The following is a 3,813-nucleotide window of genomic DNA, read 5'->3' as shown; positions in this document are numbered from 1 at the left end:
GACTGGCTGGCCGATACAGATGTCTGAACCAAGGAATCGGACTGACTGGCGGATACAGATTCCTGAACCAACGAATCAGACTGGCTGGCCGATACGGATTCACGAATCAAGGAATCGGACTGACTCGCTGATACAGATTCTTTAATCAAGGAATCTGATTGACTTGCAGATACGGAGGCTTGTACCAGTGACTCTGACTGACTCGCTGAAACTGACTCTCGAACCAATGAATCTGACTGACTGGCAGAAACTGATTCTTTAACTAGTGACTCTGATTGGCTTGCAGAAACGGATGCTTGAGCCAATGAATCTGACTGGCTGGCTGATACGGATTCTTTAATCAATGACTCTGACTGACTCGCTGAAACTGATTCTTTAATCAAGGAGTCTGACTGACTGGCAGAAACTGATTCTTTAACCAGTGACTCTGACTGGCTAGCGGAGACTGAGGCTTGAATCAACGAATCTGATTGACTGGCTGAAATCGACTCTTGAACTAGCGAATCTGATTGACTTGCCGATACAGATTCTTGTACTAACGATTCGGATTGGCTAGCTGAAACCGATGCCTGAACCAACGACTCCGACTGGCTCGCAGAAACTGACGATTGAACCAGTGATTCAGACTGGCTGGCTGAGACTGATGCCTGAATCAACGAGTCTGACTGACTTGCGGAAACCGAGGATTGAACCAAGGATTCTGATTGACTTGCGGAGACTGATGCCTGAACCAAGGACTCAGACTGACTGGCGGAGCTAGATGCTTGCGACAAGGAAACGGACTCACTAGCCGATACAGATTGAGACGATGAAATTGAATCTGAAACTAAAGATGCTGACGTTGAAGCTGAGAAACTTTGAGACTGCGATGCAGATTCTGACGACGTCATCTTCCGATAATAATAATTCACGCTCGTCAATGGATTTGAAACCACTATTTTTTGAATGGTTTGTTTAAAGTTAGAAAAACCTTCTGCACCTTGAGGTGTCGCATCTTCTCCGACGATCATAGTCCGATTGTTACCGAGAAAAGTTGATTTTGGAAGCTCTGTGAATGGTTTTGGAACTGTATATTCTGTTCCTGTATTTTCATCTGTATAGGTCACTGTTTCCTTAGCAGAAAACCATCCTGTGATCTCCAACTCAAGATGACGATCATCCACTCGTTTTGGTGTAACATTAAGAAAATAATCTTTGTTCTTACTTTCGACTTTACGCGTTCCGCCTAAATCAGAAAGGGCATCTGAAGCATCTTGTTTAAACTCTTTTTCATAAACAAGGGTATACTTGTCAAATACCGCCTCATTCCCGACATCGAGATTCGAAACGTTATAGACTTTGGAAGGATCCAGAACGTAGTAACGAAGGATGTAGTCACCGTTTTGACTGGTTGTAACAACTTCACTTCTTATGAAATGCTCACGCGCATTCCCGTATAATTCCACCCGGCGTGTGCCAACCGTACTATTGTCAAAGATCCCAGTTGTTGCTTTTTGAGCCGAGTTCACTACCGGAACCTGGACATATCCTGCAATATCACGAGCATTGGAGGCCGTATAATGCTGACCTTCAATCCCGTACTGAGTGTACTCTGCCAAGACTTCTTCTTTCCCAGTTGGGGTATACGCCCCATCGACCCATTTGCCTGCTGGATCTACCACTTTGTAGAAAGTCGACTGTTGCCCCCACATAGATGGAACCTTGATTTCAGCCCTCGAAGTCAATAGTTCCCCTTGTTTCGAAGGGTTCATCACATCGTATACATCTCGTACAAGGAAACTTGTCTCTGGGCTAGCATAGGTACCTAGATAAACATTCCCAGGTTTCCCATCATCAGCCTTGCTATAGGCAAACATATTCCCCAAAGGAGCTTTATTAATCAACACTTCTTTAGGTAGTTGGAACTGCGTGCCACCAATGACATTTGCAGAAAAGGTTTGAGAGAAGATCTCGGAACCATCTGATTTTTTCACAATACGGAAATATACATCATTTCCCACATGGGTCTTCGGATCGGTATCAGTCCGATCGACAGACAAGGTCGCATAATAGCCGAGTGATTCTCCTGTTTTATTAACAAAATCCCAAATCCCAAAGGTATAGCGAGTCGCATCCGTATCTTTCTTATAAGCCGCAATTTCTTCAGGTGTTTGGTTAACATAGTGCTTATCGATATGAGGATCTTTGGCAACATCTGTAGCTGTTAGAGGGGCATCTTCAACTCTAGCACCGTTGCGATCATCCATGTTTGGTGTAATCTCTAGATCTTTGCTACTACTTTTAGCCACCTCAGCGATAGGAGCCAATTGAGCAGAAATCGCAGGTTTCCCATCTACATTTGTATTTCCCACAAAGCCTGCAGCTGTCAAGGTCGTCATCATCTCATCGACAGCTTTCTCCAAACGATCGCGCTGGTCAGCATAAGCTTGAGCGCTGGCATTGGTGTGGATCAAGTTATTGCTTGCAGTCACTTCGGCCTGCACTTTGTTAATGACCGCTTGAACCACTGCTCGGCGATCGGTGTCCGTCATTTTAGATGCGTAATTCCCTGCAATTTCTTGAAGCAATTCAGCTTCAGAGGTATTTTGCTCCAAAACAGTGGCTTCTTCTAAACTAGTCGGCTCCTCAACAACCACCTCTGACTCTAAAGCTTGAGCAGACTCGCTAACTGCCGTTGATAATGCAGTTGATCCAACTTCGCTCAAGGACAAAGAAGCGGATTCACTGATTGAAGCAGATGCACTCACAGATGTAGAAAAACTAGTTGATTCTGAAACAGAGATGGATTCTGAAGGCTGGCTTGAGGTTTTCGCTAAGACCACACTATCCACTTCTGCCAAGGTTTCCTGTTTTGTCTCGGAAACCGTTGGTGCAAGTGATGTTACATCCTCCGCCTTAGCTGTCGTAGCAAGCACAGCACCACCAAAAACAGTCCCTACCGTAATCAAACCCTTTAAGAAGGCTTGGTTATGCTTTTGACTTTCTATTTGATCTTGCTGTACGTTGGCAATGATGGTCTCCTCCACTTGCCCACGCACCACGCGAAAGAGGCCTAGAGCAGCCGTTGATGCCCGAAGCCAATTTTTTCCTGATTTAATTAATTTGAAGCGTACGACACGATCTGTTTCACGAAAGTTTCCTTTTGAACGCTTAAATTGCATGATATTCCCCTTACATTGTAGTCATTATTAATTATACAGGAATACTACGTAGATTCAAGTAATTTGCTACAAAAAACTTCTATATTATTGTTTAATTTTCAAATTTTTTTGTAACACATAAAAAATAATTCATTCTACTAGTAAAAAAGTGAATCTCCTATGAGATTCACTCGAAAAAATGATTTTTCCTACTAGATCAGTTCCCCTTCTTTTTACGTCGGGTAAGTCCAGCAATTCCAGCTAACCCTGTAACAACCCCAAGAAGGGCTGATGTTACAGATCCTGTTTCGCCAGTATTTGGAAGGGCCACAGATTGGCTGTGTTTTTGTGATCCACTTGCTGATTCTGATGCCGACATTGATTCTGAACGAGAAATTGATTGGCTCATTGAGTTAGAGTATGAACCGCTATCAGATGTCGATCCCGATTGTGATTGACTCACTGAAACTGAAGTACTTACTGATGTTGAAGTTGATTCAGGTGCAGAGGTACTCAATGATGCTGACTCAGATGCAGATACTGATGTCGAAACTGAAAACGAAGTAGAGACTGACTGGCTTTCTGATACTGAGCTACTCAACGATACTGACAATGATTCAGATGTCGAGATTGATTCAGACGTTGACGCTGACAAGGACGCTGAAACTGATTC

2 protein-coding genes are annotated in these 3,813 nt (G+C 43.7%); both read right to left on the bottom strand.

Annotation, left to right across the window (positions count from 1 at the left end; genetic code table 11):
- On the bottom strand, positions 1-3,161 hold a 3,161-nt coding region (locus tag HMPREF2904_RS00250; protein WP_176744588.1), incomplete at its 3' end, for an accessory Sec-dependent serine-rich glycoprotein adhesin.
- Between the two features lie 196 nt (positions 3,162-3,357).
- Positions 3,358-3,603 (bottom strand): LPXTG cell wall anchor domain-containing protein, encoded by a 246-nt coding sequence (locus HMPREF2904_RS11825; RefSeq protein ID WP_256263219.1) that lies wholly within the window; start codon positions 3,601-3,603, stop codon positions 3,358-3,360.
- Between the last annotated feature and the right edge of the window lie 210 nt (positions 3,604-3,813).

Source organism: Streptococcus sp. HMSC072G04 (assembly GCF_001813295.1).
Classification (GTDB): Bacteria; Bacillota; Bacilli; order Lactobacillales; family Streptococcaceae; genus Streptococcus.
The sequence above is the reverse complement of the archived record's forward strand: the minus strand, read 5'-3'. Positions and strand labels throughout refer to the sequence as shown.